The 22,226-nt window shown below is 68.0% G+C and carries 21 protein-coding genes; 8 read left to right on the top strand and 13 right to left on the bottom strand.

The features are described 5' to 3' along the window. Positions 1–73 precede the first annotated feature (73 nt). The gene (locus tag J2X52_RS06525) at positions 74–706 is read left to right on the top strand and encodes a hypothetical protein (RefSeq protein WP_310150484.1); all 633 of its coding nucleotides are present in this window, start codon (positions 74–76) and stop codon (positions 704–706) included. A 29-nt stretch (positions 707–735) separates the two neighbouring features. Here J2X52_RS06525 and J2X52_RS06520 read toward each other — a convergent pair whose 3' ends face one another. The 11 genes from J2X52_RS06520 to J2X52_RS06470 all read right to left on the bottom strand — a co-directional run bounded on the left by J2X52_RS06520 (position 736) and on the right by J2X52_RS06470 (position 12,346). Beyond that, positions 736–1,197, bottom strand: coding sequence for a hypothetical protein (locus tag J2X52_RS06520; RefSeq protein WP_310150479.1), 462 nt, complete (start codon positions 1,195–1,197; stop codon positions 736–738). A gap of 227 nt (positions 1,198–1,424) precedes the next feature. Beyond that, positions 1,425–2,726 (bottom strand): citrate synthase, encoded by a 1,302-nt coding sequence (locus tag J2X52_RS06515; protein ID WP_310150477.1) that lies wholly within the window; start codon positions 2,724–2,726, stop codon positions 1,425–1,427. A 258-nt stretch (positions 2,727–2,984) separates the two neighbouring features. Continuing rightward, positions 2,985–3,236 (bottom strand): type B 50S ribosomal protein L31, encoded by a 252-nt coding sequence (locus J2X52_RS06510; RefSeq protein WP_232134337.1) that lies wholly within the window; start codon positions 3,234–3,236, stop codon positions 2,985–2,987. 80 nt (positions 3,237–3,316) lie between these two features. Beyond that, the gene (locus tag J2X52_RS06505) at positions 3,317–4,252 is read right to left on the bottom strand and encodes a nucleoside hydrolase (RefSeq protein ID WP_310150471.1); all 936 of its coding nucleotides are present in this window, start codon (positions 4,250–4,252) and stop codon (positions 3,317–3,319) included. A gap of 335 nt (positions 4,253–4,587) precedes the next feature. Further along, positions 4,588–5,238 (bottom strand): response regulator transcription factor, encoded by a 651-nt coding sequence (locus J2X52_RS06500; protein ID WP_310150468.1) that lies wholly within the window; start codon positions 5,236–5,238, stop codon positions 4,588–4,590. 184 nt (positions 5,239–5,422) lie between these two features. After that, positions 5,423–7,531 carry an ATP-dependent DNA helicase RecG gene (gene recG / locus J2X52_RS06495; protein ID WP_310150465.1) on the bottom strand — a complete coding sequence of 703 codons (2,109 nt, stop codon included), beginning with the start codon at positions 7,529–7,531 and terminating at the stop codon, positions 5,423–5,425. A gap of 16 nt (positions 7,532–7,547) precedes the next feature. Then, entirely contained in the window at positions 7,548–7,931 is a 384-nt protein-coding gene (locus tag J2X52_RS06490; RefSeq protein WP_310150462.1) for a RidA family protein, read from the bottom strand. 63 nt (positions 7,932–7,994) lie between these two features. Beyond that, a complete protein-coding gene (locus tag J2X52_RS06485; RefSeq protein ID WP_310150460.1) occupies positions 7,995–10,169 on the bottom strand; it encodes a bifunctional (p)ppGpp synthetase/guanosine-3',5'-bis(diphosphate) 3'-pyrophosphohydrolase in 2,175 nt (724 codons plus the stop codon). 142 nt (positions 10,170–10,311) lie between these two features. Then, positions 10,312–10,614 (bottom strand): DNA-directed RNA polymerase subunit omega, encoded by a 303-nt coding sequence (gene rpoZ / locus J2X52_RS06480; protein ID WP_310150458.1) that lies wholly within the window; start codon positions 10,612–10,614, stop codon positions 10,312–10,314. 106 nt (positions 10,615–10,720) lie between these two features. After that, a complete protein-coding gene (gmk, locus tag J2X52_RS06475) occupies positions 10,721–11,365 on the bottom strand; it encodes a guanylate kinase (RefSeq protein ID WP_310150455.1) in 645 nt (214 codons plus the stop codon). Positions 11,366–11,485: 120 nt separating this feature from the next. Continuing rightward, entirely contained in the window at positions 11,486–12,346 is an 861-nt protein-coding gene (locus J2X52_RS06470) for a YicC/YloC family endoribonuclease (protein ID WP_310150452.1), read from the bottom strand. Positions 12,347–12,468: 122 nt separating this feature from the next. On the opposite strand from J2X52_RS06470, the gene rph reads away from it, so the two are divergent. From rph to pepQ, 7 genes are all read left to right on the top strand, one after another. Then, positions 12,469–13,197, top strand: a complete 729-nt coding sequence (gene rph, locus J2X52_RS06465) for a ribonuclease PH (RefSeq protein WP_310150449.1) — start codon at positions 12,469–12,471, stop codon at positions 13,195–13,197. Then, positions 13,194–13,601 (top strand): VOC family protein, encoded by a 408-nt coding sequence (locus tag J2X52_RS06460; protein WP_310150447.1) that lies wholly within the window; start codon positions 13,194–13,196, stop codon positions 13,599–13,601. The genes rph and J2X52_RS06460 overlap by 4 nt, the downstream gene beginning before the upstream one ends. Next, positions 13,598–14,203 (top strand): RdgB/HAM1 family non-canonical purine NTP pyrophosphatase, encoded by a 606-nt coding sequence (gene rdgB, locus J2X52_RS06455; RefSeq protein WP_310150444.1) that lies wholly within the window; start codon positions 13,598–13,600, stop codon positions 14,201–14,203. Before J2X52_RS06460 ends, rdgB begins: the two co-directional genes overlap by 4 nt. 46 nt (positions 14,204–14,249) lie before the next feature. Further along, complete coding sequence (gene hemW, locus J2X52_RS06450; protein ID WP_310151180.1) at positions 14,250–15,413, top strand: radical SAM family heme chaperone HemW; 1,164 nt, start codon at positions 14,250–14,252, stop codon at positions 15,411–15,413. A gap of 181 nt (positions 15,414–15,594) precedes the next feature. Next, on the top strand, positions 15,595–17,859 hold the full coding sequence (locus tag J2X52_RS06445; protein WP_310150442.1) for a DUF1631 family protein: 2,265 nt from the start codon (positions 15,595–15,597) through the stop codon (positions 17,857–17,859). After that, entirely contained in the window at positions 17,859–18,200 is a 342-nt protein-coding gene (locus J2X52_RS06440) for a PilZ domain-containing protein (RefSeq protein ID WP_310150438.1), read from the top strand. The genes J2X52_RS06445 and J2X52_RS06440 overlap by 1 nt, the downstream gene beginning before the upstream one ends. Positions 18,201–18,849: 649 nt before the next feature. After that, positions 18,850–20,199 carry a Xaa-Pro dipeptidase gene (pepQ, locus tag J2X52_RS06435; protein WP_310150435.1) on the top strand — a complete coding sequence of 450 codons (1,350 nt, stop codon included), beginning with the start codon at positions 18,850–18,852 and terminating at the stop codon, positions 20,197–20,199. 83 nt (positions 20,200–20,282) lie between these two features. Here the strand turns inward: pepQ and J2X52_RS06430 are convergent, their stop codons facing one another. Together J2X52_RS06430 and J2X52_RS06425 are read right to left on the bottom strand one after the other, a co-directional pair. Continuing rightward, positions 20,283–21,656 (bottom strand): aminopeptidase P N-terminal domain-containing protein, encoded by a 1,374-nt coding sequence (locus J2X52_RS06430; protein ID WP_310150432.1) that lies wholly within the window; start codon positions 21,654–21,656, stop codon positions 20,283–20,285. Continuing rightward, positions 21,610–22,098: a UPF0149 family protein gene (locus J2X52_RS06425; RefSeq protein ID WP_310151176.1), complete on the bottom strand. Its 489-nt coding sequence runs from the start codon at positions 22,096–22,098 to the stop codon at positions 21,610–21,612. The genes J2X52_RS06430 and J2X52_RS06425 overlap by 47 nt, the downstream gene beginning before the upstream one ends. Positions 22,099–22,226 lie beyond the last annotated feature (128 nt).

Below are 22,226 nucleotides of genomic sequence, written 5' to 3'. Positions count from 1 at the left end.
ATCGCGCCGTGTCTTGACCGGTCACGATGCTGGCGTACAGTCGATCGCAGATGATCGACGACAGGGGCCGGGCATGCACCGCGCACGTCAACACGCGGAGACTCAGACCCGCGAACGCCGCCATCGTCTCGCGCATGAGGCCGCACGGCTGATGGCAGAAGGCGGGATCCGCGACTTCCATGTGGCCAAGCTCAAGGCCGCAAGCCGGCTCGGCATCCACGACGATGCCTCGTTGCCGCGCAATCGGGAAATCGAAGACGCACTGCGCGAGTATCAGCGGCTGTTCGTCGGTGCCCGTCAGACCGATGCGCTGCGCATGCGGCGCGAAGCGGCGGTGCGTGCGATGGGTTTCTTCGAGCGGTTCTCACCGCGACTTGTCGGACCGGTGCTCGACGGAACAGCGGACGCCCATTCCGCGGTGATGCTGCACCTTCACACCGACGACCCGGCCGGCCTCGCCCGCTTTCTGGACGATCACGGGATCCCAGCTGAAAGCCGGATGCGCCGCTTGCGCCTGGACCGCCAGCGGACAGGCGATTTCGATGTGTGGGTCTTCGCCGCCGAAGATCTGACCTTCGATCTGACGGTGCTGCCGGAAGCGAGTCTGCGGCAGGCGCCGCTGTCGGCGATGGACGACAAGCCGATGCGCCGCGCATCCAGGGCGCAGCTCGAACAGCTTGTCGCCCTGGAGCACGGCGCCGGCTGACACGAGCGCCCCCGGAAGGAGGCCTGCCCTTACTCCATGACGATCTGCGCGCTCTGGCCGCTTCCGAACACCCGCGCCCGTGCGCCGACCCGCAGGCCGTCCGCAGTGGCGGCACGGATGGCCGATTCGCTGCCGTCATCGAACCGCATCATCACCATGTAGGCGGTCACGGTCTGAGCACCTGCAGCCGGCGCTGCGGCGGCCCCTTCGACGACGTCGCGCGCAGCGCCACTGGCGACCTCGTAGGCTTCGTAGGAGTACTCGCCGGTGACCCGTGACGCCGCGCGTCCGGCCACCCGCCCCAGCGCGCGTCCGAAAGCCCCGGTGGTCTGCGACGGCCTGGACTGCTGCTGCGCGGTCACGGCCACCTGCATCGGGCTGATGCCGGTGATCAGACCGCTGCGGAACGACATTTCCTGCGCCGCCACGTTCGATCCGCTCAGTACCGCCGCCAAAGCGAGTGCCGCCGCCCACATCCATCGCATCTTCATCAGAATGTCCCCTTCGAGTGAGTCGAACGCTGCGGCGGCCCATGAGACACATGAGGCGAAGCAGCGCGTGTCGAAGGCAGTCTGACCAAAGCCCGAGGTGCCGACAGCCGGGATGCGCCTGACATGAAGGTCGGATTTCCCGGACACAGTGCTCCGGAAACGACAAGGGCGGCCCGAAGGCCGCCCCTGTCATGACACCCGGGCTGACGCCCGGCGGACCGCATGGCTCAACGATCGCCGGCGCCCGTGTAATCACGCACGTCGTAGCCGGTGTAGATCTGCCGCGGGCGGCCGATCTTGGCTTCCGGATCCACCTGTTGCTCGAGCCAGTGCGCCACCCAGCCGGCGGTGCGGCCGATCGCGAACATGACGGTGAACATCTCGGTCGGGATGTTGAGCGCCTTGTAGATGATGCCGCTGTAGAAGTCGACGTTCGGGTAGAGCTTGCGCTCGACGAAGTAGTCGTCCTTCAGCGCCGCCTCTTCGAGCTTCATCGCGACATCGAGCAACGGATCGTTGATGCCCAGCTCGCCGAGGACCTTGTGGGTCATCTCACGGATGATCTTCGCGCGCGGGTCGAAGTTCTTGTACACGCGGTGGCCGAAGCCCATCAGACGGAACGGGTCGTTCTTGTCCTTGGCGCGCAGCACCGCCTTCTCGACGTTGTCGGCGGTGCCGATTTCAGCCAGTTGCTTGAGCACCGCCTCGTTGGCGCCGCCGTGCGCGGGGCCCCACAGCGCGGTGATGCCGGCCGCGACCGACGCATACGGGTTCGCGCCGGTCGAGCCGACCAGACGCACCGTCGAGGTCGACGCGTTCTGCTCGTGGTCGGCGTGCAGGATGAAGAGCAGGTCCATCGCCTTGGCGACGACCGGGTTGAGTTCCAGCGGCTCGCTCGGCACTTCGAACATCATGTGCAGGAAGCGGTCGACGTAGTTCAGGCTGTTACGCGGATAGCGGATCGGCTGGCCGATCGAGTAGCGGTACGCGGCCGCAGCCAGCGTCGGCACCTTGGCGATCAGGCGGATCGCGGCGAGGCGACGCTGCTCCGGATCCTGCAGGTCCAGCGTGTCGTGATAGAACGCCGACATCGACGCGACCGATGCGGCGAGCATCGCCATCGGATGCGCATCGTGGCGGAACCCCTGCAGAAAGCTCTTCAGCGACTCGTGCATCATCGTGTGATGCGTGACTTCGTGCTCGAACTTCGCGAACTCGTCGGCCGTCGGCAGCTCGCCGGCCTGCAGCAGATAGGCGACTTCGAGGAAGCTCGACTTCTCGGCCAACTGGTCGATCGGGTAGCCGCGGTACAACAGCACGCCTTCGTCGCCGTCGATGTAGGTGATCGCGGACTTGCAGCTGGCGGTGGCCGTGAAGCCGGAGTCGTAGGTGAAGCAGCCGGTTTCCTTGGGCAGCTTCGAGATGTCGATGCAGGGGTTGCCGAGCGTGCCGTGCAGAACGGGCAGCGTCACCGTTTTGCCGGCGGCATCGAGCGTGACCTGGTCGAGCTTGGCGTTGGATTCAGACACTCTGGAGGCTCCTCATTTCTCCGGACGGCGACGCCATCCGGCATGGCGGGCGGCGCGTGCCGCAACGCGTCAATTATCGCATAGCGATTCCATGCGCGCCCGTACGCGGCATTGCACGAACGTCGAACATGGCGACGCCCACCGCAACATCGATGCTGCAGTGGTGAACCGGCGACTGGAATGCAGACGGCCGCCCTGGGGCGGCCGCTGGTGTCGTCGAATGATGCGTGCACAGGGCACGCAGCATTCCGCACACGCTTACTTGGCGTAGCGCCTGCGGAACTTGTCGACGCGACCGCTGGTGTCGATGATCTTGTTCTGGCCGGTGTAGAACGGATGCGTGGCCGACGAGACTTCGATCTTGATCAGCGGGTATTCGTTACCGTCCTCCCACTGGATCTTTTCCTTCGCCGTGGCGGCGAGGGTCGAGCGGGTCAGGAACTTGAAACCGTCGGACGTGACGTCCTGGAAGACGACTTCGCGGTATTCGGGATGGATGTCGGCCTTCATGGCGGCACCAGAGTTGCGCAAGGGAAGAGCGGCATTTTAACCATCGACACGACCTCGGCGCAAGCCGGCAGTGGCCGGGCTCAACGGGAGAGCACGCGACGGATCCGTGCATGGAACCGCGCCGCGTCATAACGCATCAGGATGCGGGCATTGTCGGGCCGGCCGAGCTGGCGCTGCCAGTCGACGATCGTGGCGCCCCGGGCAGGACCGTGGTCGAGTACGACGTCGAGCGGTCGGCTGACCACCTCCAGCGCCGCATCGGGTTCCAGCACCCAGGCCATCGCCAGCGCATCCGCCGAATGCCAGTCGTCGCCGCGGCGATCGGCGGACCATTCACGGGTTTTGCGCGAGATCGCCTCATAGAACTGGCCGATCCCGCCCCCGGCCTGCATCCACCCCAGCACCGCGTCGTGCGGCAGTCCATGGGCAACCGTGGCCTCCCAGTCGGACAGGTCGAACGCAGGGAAGGCGTCGAACACGATCTTCGCGGCTTCCGGGTCGAAATACGCATTGAACTCCGCGCTGGGCGTGATGTTGCCGTGGCCGGTGACGGCCCCGGACATCGCGACGAACCGGGACACGCGTGCCGGGAGTGTCGGATCGAGCTTCAGGGCAAGCGCGACATTGGTCAGCGGCCCCAGGGCCGCCAGCACCAGGCGCCCGGCGTAGAGATGCGACAGACGCAGGATCGCGAGCGCCGCGTGTTCGGTTTCCGCGCCACGCGCCGCCGGCGTATAGCCGATATCGCCGAAGCCGTCGTTGCCATGCACATAGGCGGCATCGGGCGCGGCGCGAAGCAATGGCGACGGGCTGCCCGGGAACACCGGCACATCCGTGCGGCCCGCCACTTCACAGAGCTTCAGTGCATTGGCCACGGTGTGCTGCAGGCCGACGTTTCCGGCGGCGATGGTCAGCCCGACGATATCGTGGGCGTCATCGTCGAAGGCCAGCAGCAAAGCGAGCGCGTCGTCGACGCCGGGGTCGGTATCGATCAGGAGCGGGATCTTGTCGGTCATGCCGCATTATCGCCCGGGTTGCGCCCGGCCGCGAACACGCGATCCTGGCCAGACACTGTGCGGGTGGACGCCGCAGTGACCACTGCCCTTACATGTCAATCCGTGACCGATTCGACCAGACGCCCGGCAGCAGGGACGCTTGCGACATCAAGCTCACCCGCTTGCCTCGCATGGAGTCCGAGCCTCTCGCCAGCCCACACGGGCGCATTAGGGAAGGTCTGAACAATTCCGCTTTTGGCCGTCATTCCCGCGGCAGTTATTCAGACCCTCCTTAGCGTGTCGCCGCAGGAGGGGGGACCGGCACAGGCGACGCAAGGCAGGCGTATCGCATCGCGTCAGGGCGACAGGCCATGATCACGTGCGTATGCATAGAGCTGGCAGTTGTTCTCCAGACCCAGCTTGTGCATCGCGTCGTTCTTCTGGCGGCTGATGGTCTTGACGCTGCGCGACAGACGGGCGGCGATCTCGCTGACGGTCAGTCCACCGGCGAACAGACGCACGACTTCAGCTTCATGCGGGGACATGCGCAGCCGCGGCCCGTCGGGACCACCCGCCTGATCGAGCATCGTGCGCATCGCGCGGCAGAAATGGATACGGCCGGCTGCGACCTTGCGGATCGCGGTCAACAGCTCTCCGGGGGCGGAGGCCTTGTCCACCAGTCCACGGACACCGGCGTCCACGATCGCCCGCAGCATCGCGGGATTGTCGAGATCGGTCAGCACGATGATCGGCAGCGCCGGCAGTTGTCGCCGCAGGGTCAAGAGCAACGGCAGCCCGTCACAGTCGCGAAATTGCGGGCCGCGCATCGAAAAATCGGTGACCAGCAGATCGCCGGGGCGCGCGTCCTCGAGAAGCTGCAGCAACGCGGCGCCATTGCAGGCTTCACCCGCAACCCGCGCCTCGCCCGCGCGCTCGATCTCGGCGCGCACGCCCGCGAGCGTGAACGGATGGTCGTCCGCGATGAAGACGCGTCGTCGATCTTCCATGAGTCCCCCTGTGCGCGATGCGAGCCGACGCAGCGTTCGACCCGGCTGATTGACCGGATTCTTCGGCTGTCTGAAGCCATGAACGAATGTGCCACGGATCATTGCGCACGCGGAAGTGGCCCCTGGCGTCGCCGGGCATATCGAACCGAGGCCGCGCGCCAGGCAGGCCGCGGCGGCCTACCGCTCAGGCCGAGGCGTAGCGCGTCGCGCCGCCGATCCACCGGGCAATCACCCGCTCGGCGATGTCGGGCGCATCCGCCAGTACCGCGTCACCGATGCGATGTACGTCCGGCAGCAGGTCCGCATCACGCGCCAGGTCGGCCAGCCGAAACTCGGCGAGGCCGGTCTGACGCGTACCGAGCAACTCGCCGGGGCCCCGCAGCGCAAGGTCCTTCTCCGCGATCACGAAGCCGTCGCTGGTCGTGCGCATCGTCTCCAGACGCTCGCGCGCCATGCGCGACAGCGGGGCCTGGTACAGCAGCACACAACTCGATGCGGCGCTGCCCCGCCCGACCCGGCCGCGCAACTGGTGCAACTGCGCAAGGCCGAGACGTTCGGCATTCTCGATCACCATCAGCGAGGCGTTCGGCACATCCACGCCCACCTCGATCACGGTCGTCGCGACCAGCAGGTCGACGTCACCCTGCTTGAACGCGCGCATCGCTTCCTGCTTGGCGGCAGGCTTCATCCGCCCGTGCACGAGGGCGACACGGACGTCCGGCAGCGCGGCAGACAACAGTTCGAACGTCGTCTGCGCGGCCTGGGCCACGACTTCGTCCGAATCGTCGATCAGCGTACAGACCCAGTACGCCTGGCGCCCCTCGGCGCAGGCATGACGGATACGTTCGATCAGCGCAGGGCGCCGCTCGCTGCTGAGCACAACCGTCTGCACGGGCGTTCGACCGGGCGGCAGTTCGTCGATCGCCGAGACGTCGAGGTCGGCATAGGCCGACATCGCCAGCGTGCGCGGAATCGGCGTCGCCGTCATCACCAACTGGTGCGGCACGCGGTCGCCGCCTGCGCCTTTGTCGCGCAGCGCCAGCCGCTGGTGCACGCCGAAGCGGTGTTGCTCGTCGATGATCGCAAGGGCGAGGTCGTGGAACGCGACGCTCGCCTGCATCAGTGCATGCGTGCCGACCACGAGCGGCGCCGCACCCGACGCGATATCGGCCAGCACCGCCGCGCGCGCGCGGCCGGTGACCTTGCCGGCGAGCCAGGCGACCCGCACCCCGAGCGGCTCGAACCACGCACGCAGGTTCTGGGCGTGCTGTTCGGCGAGCAGTTCCGTGGGCGCCATCAGCGCGGCCTGGCGACCGCCGTCGATCGCGGCCGCGGCGGCAAGCGCGGCGACCACGGTCTTGCCGCTGCCGACATCCCCCTGCACCAGCCGCAACATCGGTTTGCGTCGCGCGAGGTCCACGAGCAGTTCGCGATGCACCCGCGCCTGCGCACCGGTCAGCGCGAACGGCAACGCGGCCTGCAGTGCCGCGGCGAGCGCGCCTGGCCGCAACGCCGGTGCGCGATGCGCCTGCAACGCGATGCGCTGCCGGCGCAAGCTGAGGTGATGGGCGAGCATTTCCTCCAGCACCAGGCGCCGCTGCGCGGCATGCCGACCGCTGACCAGCATCGAGAGGTCGGCATCGTGCGGTGGCCGGTGCACATACAGCAGCGCTTCGCGCAGCGTCGGCATCACGAGCGGCGCAAGGGCATGCGCCGGCAGCAGTTCCAGCGCGACGTCACCGGGCAGCCGGTCCAGCGCCTGGCCGACCAGACGGCGCAGCACCTGGGGACCGACACCCTCGATCGCGGGATAGACCGGATCGAGACGATCGTCGAGCACCGTCGCCGCGTCGTCGCCGAGCACGCGATAGCTCGGATGCACGATTTCCAGACCCTGCTGGCCCGGCCGCGGCGTGCCGAAACAGCACAGACGCGTCCCCACGGCGAGCTGCGCGACCTGCGCTGCGCGGAAGTGGAAGAAACGCAGGACCAGCGTGCCTCCCGATCCATCGCCGACCGCGACACGCAACATCGGCCGGCGCCGGAAGCCCTTCTCGACCGCCTCCACCACGCCTTCGATCTGCGCCGGCACCCCGCCGCGCAGATGCCGGATCGGGGTGATGTGGGTGCGGTCCTCGTACTGGCGCGGCAGATGCAACCACAGGTCGCCGATCGTCGCCAGGCCGCGCGCGGCCAGTTTCTCGGCCACCTTCGGCCCCACGCCCGAAAGGACGGACACCGGCGTGCGCCCTGCGTCGGCGAGCGTCGGCGCGTACATGCCGGAACGGCTCATACGGGCGCTGCGTGACTCAGCCGAGCACCATCACCGCGTCGACCTCGAAGCGCGCACCCTTCGGCAGCGCTGGCACTTCGATGGTGGAGCGTGCGGGATACGGCGATGCGAAATATTCGGCCATCACCGCATTGACCTGGGCGAACTCGCCCAGATCGGTGACGTACAGTCCCACGCGCACGATGTCGTCGAGGCTGCCGCCCGCCGCAGCGGCGACGGCCTTGAGGTTCTCGAACGCGCGCCGCGCCTGGGCGGTGATGTCACCGGCGACGATCTCGCCGGTGGCGGGATCGAGCGGGATCTGCCCCGAAAAATACACGGTGTCGCCGGCACGAACGGCCTGCGAATACGGGCCGATTGCGGCGGGTGCGTCGGGCGTGGAAACGGGCGTGCGGGGCATGGCGGAACTCCGGCAGCGGGAAAACCCGCATTCTAGCGGGCGTCCGCGCTGACGCGGATCGGATTACATCCGCTGGACGCCGTGCACAACCGGCAGACGGCGTATCCGGCGGATCACATCAGCCAGGTGCTTGCGGCCCTTGACCTCGATCGAGAAACGGATCGCCGCGATGGTGCTGTCGCGTTCCAGGTAATCCACGCCATCGATATTCGAATGCACGCGCGCGATGGCCGCCGCCACCTGCGCCAGTACGCCCGGATGGTTCTCCACCTCGATGCGCAGGGCGACGTTGTAGTCGCCGACGACCTCGCGGTCCCAGTCGATCGCCACCCAGCGCTCGGGCGACTTGCGGAACTCGGCGACGTTGGGGCAATCCACCCGGTGCACGACGATGCCGCGGCCGGTGGTGTGGTAACCCATGATGTCGTCGCCGGGGATCGGCATGCAGCAATTGGCGAAGGTGATCACGCCGCGCTCGTCGCCGCGGATGCGGATCGTCTCGCCGGCGCGCGCCATCTGCTCGGTCGGCACGCCGCCTTCATGCTGCGCGAGCGCCAGGGCCACCTGGGCTGGCATCCAGTTGCCCAGTGCGATGTCGGCCATGAGTTCTTCGAGCCGCGGATACTTCGCATCCACCAGGTACGCGTCGAGGTGCGCCTGCGGCAGTCTGTCGAGCGAGGTGCCGAGCATCTCCAGGGCGCGGTCGAGCATGCGGTGGCCGAGCTGCACCGCATCCTCGTGCTGCAGATGCTTGAGCTGCGCACGGATCGAGGTGCGGGCCTTGCCGGTGACGACGAACTCGAGCCACTGCGGACGTGGCATCGACGACCTCGCGGTGACGATCTCCACGCGCTGGCCGCTGACCAGCATCGTGCGCAGTGGCACAAGCTTGCCGTCGACGCGCGCAGCCACTGCCCGGTTGCCGACGTCGGTGTGCACGGCGTAGGCGAAATCGAGCGCGGTGGAATTGCGCGGCAGCGACATGATGTCGCCCTTGGGCGTGAACAGGTACACCTCGTCCGGGAACAGGTCGACCTTGACGTTCTCGAGGAATTCCAGCGACGAACCCGTTGCGCGCTGCGACTCGAGCAGCCCGGCGATCCAGGTGTGCGCGCGCGACTGCGCACTGTTCGGACCTTCGCCGCCGTGCTTGTATGCCCAATGCGCGGCGATCCCGCGCTCGGCGATCAGGTCCATCTCCTCGGTGCGGATCTGTACCTCGATCGGCGCGCCGTAGGGACCGAACAGCACCGTGTGCAACGACTGGTAGCCGTTGGCCTTGGGAATGGCGATGAAATCGCGGAAGCGGCCGTCCAGCGGCTTGAACACCGAGTGCGCGATGCCCAGCGCGTGGTAACAGTCGGCCGCATTGCCCACGATGATCCGGTAGCCGAACACATCCATGACCTGGGTGAAGGTTTTCCCCTCCCCCTGCATCTTGTTGTAGATGCTCCACGGCGACTTGACCCGCCCCACCAGCCGGTACTGCAGCCCTGCGCTGGTAAGCCGCTGCGCGAGCTGCGCCTCGATACTCGCCAGCGCCTCGCGCCTGACCAGCGGCTGGTTGCGGATGCGCTTCTCCAGCACCGTGTGCCGGATCGGATACAGCGCATGGAAGCCGAGATCCTGCAGCTCGGCCTTGATCTTGTTCATGCCCAGGCGCTGGGCGATCGGTGCGTAGATGTCGAGCGTCTCGCGGGCGATGCGTTCGCGCGACGGACCCGGCTGCGCGCCGAGGGTGCGCATGTTGTGCAGGCGGTCGGCCAGCTTGATCAGGATCACGCGCAGGTCGCGCGCCATCGCCAGCATCATCTTGCGGAAGCTCTCGGCGTCCGCTTCCTGGCGGCTGCCGAAGTTGAGCTTGTCGAGCTTGGTGACACCTTCCACCAGCTCGGCGACGGTTTCGCCGAACGCCGAGGCGAGGGCCTCCCGCGTCAGCGGCGTGTCCTCGATCGTGTCGTGCAGGATCGCCGCGACCAGCGTTTCGATGTCGACCTTCTGCTCGGCCAGCACCACCGCCACCGCAACCGGGTGGGTGATGTAGGCCTCGCCCGACTTGCGCATCTGCCCCGCGTGCGCGGCATCGCCCACCGACCAGGCCCGGCGCAACTGCATGCGCTGCTCCTCGGGCAGGTACTGCGCCGCCCGCTCGAGCACACGCATGTACTCGGGCACCGCGCCGTCAGCGGGGGCGTCGGGCAGTGCGGGCGCAATCGCGGCGGGTACGGCAGGTGTCATCCACGAAGCCTACGGGCACGGTCGGGGTTTTGGAACCATTGCGACAGGCGGCCGGGCGACCGCTGCAAACGCAACGACCCCGCCGGAGCGGGGTCGTGGGTGAATCTGTCGAGCCGCGCGCCTGCGCGCCGCGGCAGGCAGGTCAGAGGTCGTCGCCCTTGCCCATGTCGTCGTCGGCCACGACTTCGGCTGCGGCCCATTCCAGCGCCTCGCGTTCCTTGCGCTCGCGCTCGGACTTGTCGACGGCCTCGATGAAGGGCTGATCGATGCGGCGCGCGGCGATCTCGCGCAGTGCCAGCACGGTCGGCTTGTCGTCGTGCTCGCTGTTGTCGAGCTGGGACTCGACGCCATTCGCGAGCTGGCGGGCGCGGCGCGCGGCCAACATGACCAGCTCGAAGCGGTTGTCGACGACTTCCAGGCAATCTTCTACGGTGATGCGGGCCATACGGGCTCCCGGCGACCGGAGCGGCCGCGCGAATTGACGAAAAAGGGTCGCGCATCGTAGCGCCCGACCGGTCCCGGCGCAAGCGCCGGCTATGTGAATCAATCAGTTAGCGAGCGCCCGAGACCGGTGCAGGCGCGCCTTCGCGCAGCAGGCGCGCAATCAACGCCGCGTGGCGCTCGGCCTGCCGTTCGCGGCGCAGGCGGCTGGCGCGGAAGATCGCGCACATCTCGGCCACGGCGGTGTCGAAATCCTCGTTGACCACGACGAAGTCGAACTCGTCGTAGTGCGACATCTCTTCCTGCGCGGCGGCGAGGCGCTGGGCCATCACCGCTTCGCTGTCCTGGCCGCGCTTGCGCATGCGCTGGTCCAGTGCTTCGCGCGACGGCGGCAGGATGAAGACGCTCACGGCCTCGGGCACCTTCTCGCGCACCTGGCGCGCGCCCTGCCAGTCGATTTCCAGCAGCACGTCCTTGCCGGCGGCGAGCTGCGGCTCCACCGACTGGCGCGCGGTGCCCTTCCAGTCGCCATGCACCTGGGCGTACTCGAAGAAATCGCCGGCATCGATCATCTGCTGAAACACGTCCTTGCCGACGAAATGGTAGTGCTCGGCGTGGCGTTCGCCCGGGCGCGCGAGGCGCGAGGTGAACGAGATCGACAGGGCGATGTCCGGATCGCGCGCCAGACAGGCGTTGACGATGCTGGATTTTCCGGCGCCCGAGGGCGCGGCCACGATGAACAGCGTGCCGCGCATGGGGCCAGGATTCGCGATTGGGGCTTGGAAAGTGGGCGACACGGACGGCCGTATGTCGGTCAACAGGGCGGTCATCGTACCTGCTCTTTCGAATCACTCACCAAGACCCGCGAATCCCGACTATTCAATGTTCTGGACCTGCTCGCGGATCTGGTCGATCAACACCTTGAGCTCGATCGCCGCCTGCGAACTGCGGCGGTCGACCGACTTCGAGCCCAGGGTGTTGGCTTCGCGGTTGAATTCCTGCAGCAGGAAATCGAGACGACGCCCCTGCGGCTCGCGCTGGGTCAGCACCCGGCGGATCTCCACGACGTGGCTGTCGAGGCGGTCGAGCTCCTCGTCCACGTCGAGCTTCTGCAGCCACAGCACCAGTTCCTGCTCCATGCGACCGGGCTCGACCGGATGCGGCAGATCGTCGAGCCGCGCCTGCAGCTTTGCGCGCTGGGCTTCACCGATCTGCGGCATCAGCAGGCGGATCTCGGCGGCGATCGCGGCGATGCCGTCGACGCGCTCGAGAATCGCCGCGACCAGCTTGCCGCCCTCGCGCTCGCGCGCGGCGACGAAATCCTCGAGCACGCTGTCGAGCAGCGCCAGCACTTCGACCTGCAGCGCTGCCGGATCGACGCCCCGCGACTGCAGCACGCCGGGGAACTGCAGCAGATCGGTCAGGCTGGCCCGCAGTTCCGGGAATCCACCGCGCAGGTCCTGGGCCAGGTGCTGCAGCTGGGTCAGCAGCGCCTGGTTGAGCTGCAGCTCGCCACCGCCTTCGGCACTGCGCAGGCGCAGGCCCACATCGACCTTGCCGCGGGACACTCTCGTGGCGATGCGCTCGCGTAGCAGCGGCTCGACCGCACGCATCTCCTCGGGCATCCTCGTGCCGAGTTCGAGGAAGCGGTGGTTCACGGCGCGCAGTTCGCAGGCCAGCGTGCCCCACTCGGTGCTGCGCTCGCCGGCGGCGAAGGCGGTCATGCTGCGGATCATCGGCACGTTCACTGCGGAAAACGGCGGACGAGTATGCCTCAGCCGCGGCGCGTGGTCGGACGTTCGGGATGGGCGCGTGCAGGCCACTGATAGAATCGGCAGCCGTCTTCCGGCCCTCCCCCATGTCCGATTTCTCCCGTCCCAGCGGTCGCGCGCCCGCCGATCTTCGCGCCGTCCGTTTCGAACGCGGCTTCACCCGCCATGCCGAGGGTTCGGTGCTGGTGAGCTTCGGCGACACCCGCGTGCTGTGCACGGCCAGCGTGGAGAACCGCGTACCGGGCTTTTTGCGCGGCAAGGGCGAGGGCTGGGTGACGGCCGAGTACGGCATGCTGCCGCGCGCCACCAACACCCGCAACGACCGTGAAGCCTCGCGCGGCAAGCAGGGCGGCCGCACGCTGGAAATCCAGCGTCTGATCGGCCGCAGCCTGCGCGCCTGCGTGGACCGCAAGGCGCTCGGCGAACGCACGATCACGCTCGACTGCGATGTGCTGCAAGCCGACGGCGGCACCCGCACCGCCGCGATCACCGGCGCCTACGTCGCGCTGGTGGATGCGATCGGCGTGTTGCGCGCGCGCCGCGAAATCACCCGCGACCCGGTGCATGGCGCGATCGCGGCCGTGTCGGTCGGCATCTACCGCGGCGTGCCGGTGCTCGATCTTGACTACGCCGAAGACAGCGACTGCGACACCGACATGAATGTCGTGATGAACGACGGCGGTGGCTTCATCGAAGTCCAGGGCACAGCCGAAGGCCACGCGTTCCGTCGCACCGAGATGGACGCGATGATGCAGCTGGCCGAAACCGGCGTCGCCCAGCTCGTCGCCCTGCAGCGCGAAGCGCTCGCGGGATGACATCCGGACGCGCGAAGCGGCGCATCGCGTTGACCACGCTGCTGGTGGCCGACTACGTCGCGGCAATCGACTGGTACACGCGTGCGCTGCGCTTCCGGGTGTTCGAGGATCGTCCGCTCGGCGGCGGCAAACGCTGGGTCCGGATTGGCCCCGGCGATGCGGACGACGTGTCGCTGCTGCTCGCGCAGCCCGCCAATGCGGCGCAGCGCGCGCGCATCGGCGACCAGACCGGCGGCCGCGTCGACCATTTTCTCTACACCGACGACTTCAGGCGCGACCACGCCGCGATGACCGCCGCCGGCGTGACGTTCCTTGAGACGCCGCGTGTCGAGCCCTACGGCACCGTCGCGGTCTTTGTCGATCTTTACGGCACCAAGTGGGACCTGCTGGAGCCGGCCGCATGAAGACGCTCGTCCTGGCCAGCGGCAATGCCGGCAAGCTCGTTGAACTGCGCGCGATGCTCGCGGATCTGCCACTGACGATCGTGCCGCAGCGCGAACTGAGCGTGGACGATGTGCCCGAAACCGGCACCACGTTTGTCGAAAACGCGTTGATTAAGGCGCGGCATGCAGCGAAGGTCACCGGCCTGCCGGCGCTGGCCGACGACTCGGGCCTGATCGTGGATGCGCTCGGCGGCGCGCCCGGGCTCTACAGCGCGCGCTACGCCGGCAGCCCGACCGACGATGCCGCCAACAACGTCAAGCTGCTGCAGGCACTCGACGGACTGCCCGAAGCGCGGCGGGGCGCACGCTTCTATGCGGTGATCGTGCTGCTGCGCCACGCCGACGATCCGCAGCCGCTGATCGCCGAAGGCAGCTGGGAAGGTCGCATCCTCGAGGCACCCCGCGGTCACAACGGCTTCGGCTACAACCCGGTGTTCCTCGATCCCGCGCACGGTCTGACCGCGGCGGAAATGCCATCGGAGCAGAAGAACCGCATCAGCCACCGCGCACTGGCGCTGCAGACGCTGCGTGACCGGCTGGCGCTGTCCGGCCTGCTCGCCTGATCGATTGCCGCGCGCACTTACGCATGCCGCCCGCCGCCATGACCTTCTGTCGATGCTGATCCCGCCGCCGCTTTCGCTGTACGTGCACCTGCCCTGGTGCGTGCGCAAATGCCCGTACTGCGATTTCAACTCGCACGAATTCAAGGGCGGCACGCCACCGTTCGACGCCTATGTCGACGCACTGCTGGCCGATCTCGACCAGGACCTGCCGCTGGTCTGGGGCCGCACGGTGCACAGCGTGTTCTTCGGCGGCGGCACGCCGAGCCTGTTTCCTGCCGATGCGATCGAACGCCTGCTGCAGGGCGCGTCCTCGCGGCTGCGTTTCGCGCCCCAGGCCGAGATCACGCTGGAAACCAATCCCGGCACCGCCGAGCACGGCCGTTTCGAGGATTACCGGCGCGCCGGCGTGAACCGGATCAGCTTCGGCATCCAGACCTTCGACGACGCCACGCTCAAGAAACTCGGCCGCATCCACGACAGCGCGCAGGCGGCTGCCGCCGTCGAGTTGGCCCGTGACGCCGGCTTCGACAATTTCAATCTCGACCTGATGTACGCCCTGCCCGACCAGACGCTGGCGATGGCCGAGGCCGACGTACTGCGCGCGATCGATCTCGCGCCGACGCACATCTCGCATTACCAGCTCACGCTCGAACCCAACACGGTGTTCGCCGCGCGCCCGCCGACCGGCATCCCCGACGACGATCTTGCCTGGGACATGCAGGAGCACTGCCAGGCGCTGCTGGCAGATGCCGGCTATGCGCAATACGAAGTCTCCGCGTATGCACGCGCCGGTCGGCAGTGCGCGCACAACCTCAACTACTGGCGCTTCGGCGACTACCTCGGCATTGGTGCCGGCGCGCACGGCAAGCTCACCCTGGGCAGCGAGCAGACGATCCTGCGCCGCTGGAAGTCCAAGCATCCCGTGGCGTGGCTGGCCGGCGCCGGCACGCCGGCGGGCATCGGCGGCGACGAGCGCATCACGCCGGCGCGTCGTCCGTTCGAGTTCATGCTCAACGCGCTGCGTCTGGTCGATGGATTCGCGCTGTCCGGCTTTGAAGCCACGACCGGATTGACGGCCACGGTCATTGAGGCGCCGCTCGCGGTCGCGATCGACCGAGGCTGGCTGCAACGCGATGGCGACCGGATCGTGCCGACCGAACTCGGCCGGCGCTTCACCAACGACGTCGTCGCCCTGTTCCTCGAGGACTGAGCCGAACGCGCGGCTGCCTGCGGCGCCGCAGCAGGCGGATGGCCGGTGTTGGCCGATGCGGCCGTTGTTGCGGGCTGAATCCCTCATCCACGCGCCGCCGGCATCGCCGCAGTCGAATCCGGTGGTGAAGCCATCGCGCGCATGCTAAAGAATGTGACCAATGCCCAGTTCGGCAACCGGAATGCCCGCGACCGCACCTGCCTCCCTCCCGCCCCGCTCGCTCGCTGCGGCCGGCCTGCCGCCGCGCGTGCGGCGTACGCTCGAACGCGCCCTCAACCTCGTCTCCACCGAGCTCGATGTCGGCCTGTCCAGCCTGGTCTCGGAATTCGAGCAGGAGCTGTTCCGTCTCGCCGACCATGCCCGCAACCCGGGCCTGGAGTCGGCGTACATGGCCACCCTGCGCGCGTTTCGCGCCAACCGCGCCGACCTCGTACCGCGTTTCCTGCTTGCGCTCGAGGGCGCGCTCGCCGGGTTGCGCGCGCCTGCGCCGGCGCCGTCCCCCGCCGCGGCGGAGGCCACATCGTTCGGACCGCTGAGCCTGGTCGAGGACACGGTGATGGACGAGGGCACGGTGCTGCGCGAGATCGCGAGTCGCCAGGAAGGGCGCGCGAACCTCTCGCTGCACCTGCTGGGCCAGCGCTTCGGCGTGCTTGCCGCCGCGCCCGCATTCGACGCCGAACGACTGCCGCTGGGGCCGCAATGCCTGTGCCGGGCGATCGCGTCGGCCGCGCGCGCGCTCGAGATCGAGCACGACGCGCGGCTGCTGCTGTACCGCATGTTCGACCGCGTGGTGATGCCCGGCTACGCCCGCATCCTTGAACGCCTGGACGCCCGACTCGCCGAGGACGGGATTCTGCCTGCGCTGACGTTCGTGCCGATGCGCGCACGTGCCGAGGCTGTCGACACCCGGGAGGCCTCGCCCATGACACACAGTGCCGACCCGGCCGCGACCGGGCGTCCGCAGATCGACGAAGCGCAACGCCCCTACACCGACTGGGGCGAAGCCGAGACGGCTGACGACGACAAGGACGATGCGGCGTCGCACGAAGCGGCCTACGCACGGCTGCAGGCGCTGATGTCGGGACGTCGCGAATTGCTGCGCAAGTTCCAGCCACGTGCGGACGCACCGCTGCCGCGGCGCCAGCTTGCGACCAGCGAAGTCTCCGATGCGCTGCGCCTGCTGCAGCCGACCCAGGCCGGCGCACGCAGCCTGGTCGACATCCGGCGTTCGTTGCTGGCGCAGGCACGTCAGCGCAGCGGCGAAGGTGCGAGCCTGGCGCCGCAGGACGAGGACGCCTTCGAGCTGCTCGGCATGCTCTACGGGCACATCGAAGAGGAGATCCGCAGCGAGGCGCCTGCCGCGCCCCTGGTCCGCGAACTGCAGATTCCGGTCCTGCGCGCAGCGCTGCAGGATCATTCGTTCTTTACCCGCCAGCATCATCCGGCGCGGCAGCTGCTCAATACCGTCGCCGAAAGCGCCGCCAACTGGCATGACGACACCGCTTTCGATCCGCGCGTGCAAGCCGCGCTGCGCGCTGCAGTGGCCTTCGTCGTCGACAACTACGAAGGCGACGTCGCTGTGTTCGCCGAGGGCAATGCGCGCGTCCAGGCGCAGCTGCAGACCCAGGCACGCACCGCCGAGCTACAGGAACGTCGCCACATCGAAGCCGCCCGCGGCCGCGAAAAGCTGGTCGCCGCGCGGGCGCGGGCCGACGAACTGATGCAGGACATCGTCGGAGAACGGCGCCTGCCGCGGTTCTCCCGCGCCCTGCTCGACCAGGCCTGGGCCGACGTGCTCACGTTGACCCTGCTGCGCCATGGCGAATCCTCCAGCGAAGCCGGCCGGCAACTGGCGATGACCCGGCGCATCGTCGACGCCTCGCTCGACACCACGCCGTGCGCGGACGAAGCGCTGCAAGCGGATGTCGAATCCGCGCTCAGCCAGGTGGGTTACCACGGTGAAGAGGCCACGGTGATCGCCCAGCGCCTGACCAGTCATCGCAGCGACGAAGTCGATGCGGCCTCACGCACCGAACTGGCGATGAAGCTCAAGGCGCGGGCACGCCTGGGCGAAGAGGCAGGCGCCGCGCGTCGCGAGAAACCACCGGTCCGCTCCAGCGAGGAGCAGGTGCAGTACGACTACCTGCGCACGCTGCCGTTCGGCACCTGGATCGAATTCACCACCAATCAGCAGGGGGACATCGTGCGCCGGCGCATGTCCTGGTACAGCCCGATCACCGACCATGTGCTGTTCGTCAACCAGCGCGGCCAGCGCACCGGCGAACAGTCACTTGATGCTGTCGCGCGCCTGATGGCGACCGGCAATGCACGCGTGGTCACCGCCGACCGCGGACATCTCGTCGACCGTGCCTGGCAGGCCGCGATGGGCGCCCTGCGCAGCTTCGCCGGCCGCAGCGAAGGCCGTGCACCGGAGGTCACGGCATGATGCAGGAGTTCCGCCGCGCCAAGCGCCGCAAGGCACCCGACATCATCCTGGTGACCGATGCGATGACGGCGCGCGTCGTCGGCCGCATTGGCAATCTGTCGGAAACCGGCATGTTGCTGATCGCCAGCGAACCCTTCGTCGAGGACGCGCTCTACCAGTTGTCGTTCACCCTGCCCGACGCACCCGACACACCCATCGAAATCGGCGCCCATCTGTTGTGGCTCGACGACGCGACGCTTGCAGGCGCCAGCTGGGCAGGCTTCCGCTTCATCGCGACGACGCCGTCGCTGGCGCATCGGCTGCAAGGGTGGGTCAATGCGCCGGGAAGTCATTACGCCTGACGTTTGGCGTCGCGGCGCACTGCGCCAGCTTTTTTTCGTCTAGACGCAATGGCCCATGTGAGCAGACCCATTGGGCGCCGCCCATGGATGGGCGGCGTTTTTCGACCGAGCCAGGATGGCGAGTCGAAAAATCCCGGAACGAATGGCTGGCCGGATTTGCTTCGTCGGGGCTGGCCCTTTTCTTTGGTTCCCTTTCTTTTGGGCCAGCAAAAGAAATGAACCGGCTCGCCGCTAGGCGAGTGAAAGCGTTTGATGTTGCTTCTCCTGCGGGAGGCAAACGCACAGGCGTAGATCAAACGCTTTCGTCCGCTGTCGCGGCCGAGTTCATTTCTTTTGGTTGACGCCAAAAGAAACGGAACCAAAGAAAAACGTCTCCACCGACGCGTCCGAAGCCCGCGGCTCTTAGCGCACCGGGATTTTCCGACTCGGCATCTTGCCTCGATCGGAAAACGCCGCCCGTCCATGGGCGGCGCCCTCCGGGTCTGTGAGTTCGCTGTCGCATACCGATCCAGGAAAGGCGAGCAAAGGCAACAGGCGCGCCATCAGCGGAAGCGCGGCACGTCGGCAAGCAATGGTCGAAGGCCGCAACACAACACCCCTCCCTCGATACGGCAGAATAGTCCGATCCACCTGCCACCCCGGGATCAAGATGTCCACGCCTGCACCGTCCGCCGCCAGCCTGTACGCCGACCACCTCGCGATGCTGCAGGCGCGCGCTGCCACCGCGCTCGAGCGCGCGGGTCTGGAGCACCTGGTCATTCCGAGCGGCACGCTCCATTACCAGGTGTTCGACGACCGCGATTACCCGTACGCGGTCAATCCGCAGTTCAAGGCCTGGCTGCCCCTGACGCGCAATCCGGGCAGCTGGCTCATCGTGACGCCCGGTGCGCGGCCGAAGCTGGTGTACCTGCAGCCGCGCGATTACTGGCATGTCGTGCCGGAAGCGCCGTCGGGGGACTGGGTCGAGCATTTCGACATCGTCGTGATCCGCAAGCCCGAGGACGCGCAACAGCATCTACCCAAGAACGCGGCGCGTTGCGCGATCCTCGGTGAGCCGCAGAGCGCGCTGGGGCATTACGGTGCCTACAAGCCGAACAACCCGCAGGCGGTCGTCGATCACCTCGACTACCACCGCGCGTTCAAGACGCCCTACGAACTGTCGATGCTGCGCGAGGCCTCGCGTCGCGCCGTGCGCGCACATGCGGCGGCGGAGCGTGCGTTCCGCGCGGGCGCCAGCGAGTTCGGCATCCATCTGGCGTACTGCCAGGCCGCCGGTCAGGATGCGAACGAACTTCCCTATGGCAACATCGTCGCGCTCAACGAGCACGCGGCGGTGCTGCACTACACCGAGCTGGGACGCCTGCCGCCCGATCCCGTGCACAGCTTCCTGATCGACGCCGGCGCCAGCCATGCCGGCTATGCCGCCGACATCACCCGGACCTACGCCAGCGATACCGGCAGCGAGTTCCAGGCGATGATCGAGGCGGTCGACGCCGCGCAGCAGGCGATGGTCGCGCAGGTGCGCAGCGGCGCGGACTACAAGCAGTTGCATCTCGACGCGCATCTCGCCCTGGCCGGTGTGCTCCGCGACTTCGGCCTGATCAAGGTCTCCCCGGAAGCCGCGCTCGCGACCGGCGTCAGCGCCGCCTTCTTCCCGCACGGCCTCGGCCACGGCATCGGCCTGCAGGTCCACGACGTGGCCGGCTTCGCCGCCTCCGAAACCGGCGGCGTCATCGCCAAGCCGGCGGGTCATCCCTTCCTGCGCCTGACCCGTGTGCTGGAACCGGGGATGGTGGTGACGATCGAGCCGGGGATCTACGTCATCGACATGCTGCTCGAAGACCTGAAGGCCGCCGGGCACGGCGACAGCATCGACCAGGCCCGCATCGACGCCTTCCGCCCCTATGGCGGCATCCGCATCGAGGACGATGTGGTCTGCACCGACGACGCGCCAGAGAACCTCACGCGCGATGCATGGGCGGCAGAGAACACGATCTGAACCTGTAGGAGCGCGCTTGCGCGCGATGGGCATTCCCGTGAGAGCCCCATCGCGCGCAAGCACGCCCCACACACCGCGGCGCTTCAGCGCGCCATGAAGTCCTCGATCTCGTCGGCCGTGCGCGCCAGCCCGGCCGTCAACACTTCGTGCCCGGTCTTCGTGACCAGCACGTCGTCCTCGGTGCGGATGCCGATGCCGCGCCATTTCGCATCCACCGTCGTGTCGTCGCTCGACACATACAGGCCGGGTTCGATGGTGAACACCATGCCGGGCTCGAGCAGACGCGATTCGCCTTCGATGCGGTAATCGCCGACATCGTGCACGTCGAGGCCGATCCAGTGCCCGGTCTTGTGGCGGTAGAAACGCTTGTACGTGCCGTCGGCGATGTGCTTCGCCAGCTTGCCCTTGAGCAGGCCGAGCCGCAGCAGCCCTTCGGTCAGTGCCTCGACCGCGGCGTTGTGGCCCGCCTCGTAGGCCACACCCGGGCGCGCCTGCGCCAGCGCGGCCTGCTGCGCGGATTCAACGACTTCATGCAGCGCACGCTGCGCAGGCGTGAAACGGCCGTTGACCGGAAACGTGCGGGTGATATCGGCGGCATAACCGCGATATTCGGCGCCCGCATCGATCAGCACCAGATCACCGTCGCGCGCCTGCGCGTTGTTGGCGCGGTAATGCAGTACGCAGGCATTGGCACCGGCGCCGACGATGCTCTCGTAGGCGGGGCTGGCGTCGTGGCGACGGAAGATGTATTCGAGTTCCGCCTGCAGCGCGTACTCGTGGATGCCGGGACGCGCCGCGCGCATCGCCGCAGCATGGGCGTCGACGCTGATCCTCGCCGCGCGCCGCATCAGCTTGAGTTCGCCGGCGTCCTTGAACAGCCGCATCTCGTCGAGCAGATGGCCCAGCTCCAGAAACTCGTGCGGCGGCTGCGCGCCGACGCGTACCTGGGCGCGCACGCGGTTGAGCCAGCCGATCAGCTGCAGGTCGAACTCGGTGTCGCGACCGAAGTGGTAGTAGACGCGCGTGCGGCCTTCGAGCAGGCCGGGCAGGATCTCGTCGAGATCGTCGATGGGATACGCATCGTCCATGCCGAGCGCATCCACCGCGCCTTCGGGACCGACGCGCGGCCCGTCCCAGCCCTCGCGCTCCAGGTCGCGTTCGCGGCAGAACAGCAATGCTTCGCCATGCTTGCGCCCCGGCACTAGCACCAGCACCGCGTCAGGCTCGGCGAAGCCGGTCAGGTACCAGAGGTCGGAATCGGGACGATAGGCGTGGTGGGTGTCGCGGCTGCGCACCCGCTCGGGGGCGCTGGCCAGCACCAGGATCGCGTTGTCGCCGGCCAGGCGCATCAGCTGGCGGCGACGCTTCTGGTACGTCGCCGCGGTGATGCCGGTCGCATGCGTCGCCACGTCAGTTGAGCCGGTTGCGGTGACGCGGCCCCAGCGCGGCGTCGCCATGCAGCAGCAGCACCGCCACGCGCACGAATTCCTCGATCTCGGTCAATGCGTCCTCTTCGACCGCATCGTCCTCGTCGTCCGGATCGGGCTGCGCCGCCGCCAGACGCGCAAGATCGGCCAGCGCCTCGCTGCCCTCGTCCGACAGACCGGCGCGCTCACCCGCCGCCAGGCCGAAGCCGCCGAGAAACCCGCGGCACCAGTCGAACAGCGCGGCGCTGCGCACCGCCAGCGTTTCGCCGTCTTCGGGCATCAGCAGCGCGAAGGCGAAATCGCGGTCCTCGAGCTGGTGAGCAGTCGCCACGCGAAGACGATCGAGCGCACCGCCGGGCGCAGGCGCGGGCAGCGACGGGTCCGCCAGCACCGGCGCCAGCCACGCGGCTCCAGCGTCGCCACCACCGGCCAACCAGCCACTGAGCCCACCATGCAGTTCGCTGCCCGGCATCGCCAGTTGCAGGTGGCGGATCTCGGCATCGATTTCGGCAAGGCTCGGCAGGACTTCGGACACGGCGGGCGCTCTTGGACGGGGGGTGCCAGTGTACCAACGGCGTCCGCGGCGACGCCGGCGCGCTT

This window comes from Luteimonas sp. 3794, from assembly GCF_031456825.1.
In the GTDB taxonomy this organism is placed as follows: domain Bacteria; phylum Pseudomonadota; class Gammaproteobacteria; order Xanthomonadales; family Xanthomonadaceae; genus Luteimonas.
The sequence above is the reverse complement of the archived record's forward strand: the minus strand, read 5'-3'. Positions and strand labels throughout refer to the sequence as shown.

Coding starts and splice junctions, on each gene's coding strand:
- J2X52_RS06430 (WP_310150432.1), bottom strand. CDS start 21,656: ATGGCGACGCCGCGCTGGGGCCGCGTCACCGCAACCGGCTCAACTGAC.
- J2X52_RS06520 (WP_310150479.1), bottom strand. CDS start 1,197: ATGAAGATGCGATGGATGTGGGCGGCGGCACTCGCTTTGGCGGCGGTA.
- J2X52_RS06445 (WP_310150442.1), top strand. CDS start 15,595: ATGCCCGCGACCGCACCTGCCTCCCTCCCGCCCCGCTCGCTCGCTGCG.
- pepQ (WP_310150435.1), top strand. CDS start 18,850: ATGTCCACGCCTGCACCGTCCGCCGCCAGCCTGTACGCCGACCACCTC.
- rph (WP_310150449.1), top strand. CDS start 12,469: ATGTCCGATTTCTCCCGTCCCAGCGGTCGCGCGCCCGCCGATCTTCGC.
- J2X52_RS06485 (WP_310150460.1), bottom strand. CDS start 10,169: ATGACACCTGCCGTACCCGCCGCGATTGCGCCCGCACTGCCCGACGCC.
- rpoZ (WP_310150458.1), bottom strand. CDS start 10,614: ATGGCCCGCATCACCGTAGAAGATTGCCTGGAAGTCGTCGACAACCGC.
- J2X52_RS06470 (WP_310150452.1), bottom strand. CDS start 12,346: ATGATCCGCAGCATGACCGCCTTCGCCGCCGGCGAGCGCAGCACCGAG.
- J2X52_RS06490 (WP_310150462.1), bottom strand. CDS start 7,931: ATGCCCCGCACGCCCGTTTCCACGCCCGACGCACCCGCCGCAATCGGC.
- J2X52_RS06510 (WP_232134337.1), bottom strand. CDS start 3,236: ATGAAGGCCGACATCCATCCCGAATACCGCGAAGTCGTCTTCCAGGAC.
- J2X52_RS06460 (WP_310150447.1), top strand. CDS start 13,194: ATGACATCCGGACGCGCGAAGCGGCGCATCGCGTTGACCACGCTGCTG.
- rdgB (WP_310150444.1), top strand. CDS start 13,598: ATGAAGACGCTCGTCCTGGCCAGCGGCAATGCCGGCAAGCTCGTTGAA.
- J2X52_RS06440 (WP_310150438.1), top strand. CDS start 17,859: ATGCAGGAGTTCCGCCGCGCCAAGCGCCGCAAGGCACCCGACATCATC.
- recG (WP_310150465.1), bottom strand. CDS start 7,531: ATGAGCCGTTCCGGCATGTACGCGCCGACGCTCGCCGACGCAGGGCGC.
- J2X52_RS06505 (WP_310150471.1), bottom strand. CDS start 4,252: ATGACCGACAAGATCCCGCTCCTGATCGATACCGACCCCGGCGTCGAC.
- gmk (WP_310150455.1), bottom strand. CDS start 11,365: ATGCGCGGCACGCTGTTCATCGTGGCCGCGCCCTCGGGCGCCGGAAAA.
- J2X52_RS06500 (WP_310150468.1), bottom strand. CDS start 5,238: ATGGAAGATCGACGACGCGTCTTCATCGCGGACGACCATCCGTTCACG.
- J2X52_RS06525 (WP_310150484.1), top strand. CDS start 74: ATGCACCGCGCACGTCAACACGCGGAGACTCAGACCCGCGAACGCCGC.
- J2X52_RS06425 (WP_310151176.1), bottom strand. CDS start 22,098: ATGCCGGGCAGCGAACTGCATGGTGGGCTCAGTGGCTGGTTGGCCGGT.